At 63.6% G+C, this 642-nt stretch carries 1 protein-coding gene; it reads right to left on the reverse strand.

Features of this window, described 5'->3' with window-relative positions; genetic code table 11:
- Positions 1-415 precede the first annotated feature (415 nt).
- On the reverse strand, positions 416-642 hold a 227-nt coding region (locus HWX22_RS31375), incomplete at its 5' end, for a hypothetical protein (RefSeq protein WP_175917003.1).

Raw genomic sequence — 642 nt, forward strand, 5'->3', positions numbered from 1 at the left:
CGCGACCACGGTTTGCCGGGCCAGCGCCGGCACGGCGCTGGCGAGCGAGATCGACAGGCAGAGCGCAGCCGCGCCCCACCCGGTCACGCGGGATATCTTGTCGTGCGAGTTCATGTTTATCTTGTCTATCGGCCGAACGACCCTCGGCTGACCGGCCCGGCGCCGCTCGTGACGACACCGGGCCCGCCCGCCCCCTCTGATTCGCGTCTTCTCCGCGCGTCCGGATCACGAGACGCCGGGCGAAAGCCATCGTGCAATGGCACGCGAGATTTTTCTAAGACATCCTGAATACCGGCGGCACGCCGGCAAGGACCGGGGGAGACTTTATCGACGCGCCCGGCCCGGCACAAACGATATTTCCGCATATTGATGTGAGGAATTCGGGCGTATTTCCGAGCACGGAATTACGCCGCTTTCAACAATCCAGGCGATTGCACACGCAACCATCCAGCAAGCCGACACGGAATATCGATATGCGCGTCGAAACGAAATGCAAAGCGGCTTTTCGGGCTTGTGCGCGCGACGATTCTGCTTCAGTGTCTCGATACTTCAGACCAATATCGACGCCGGGCCGCACTCGCCGCGCCGCCAGATGCGCCTGGGCCTGTTCCTGCAGGGCGCGGGCCACCACGTCGCCGGCTG

The sequence above is a fragment of the Burkholderia sp. BCC1638 genome, from assembly GCF_902833195.1.
Classification (GTDB): Bacteria; Pseudomonadota; Gammaproteobacteria; order Burkholderiales; family Burkholderiaceae; genus Burkholderia; species Burkholderia diffusa.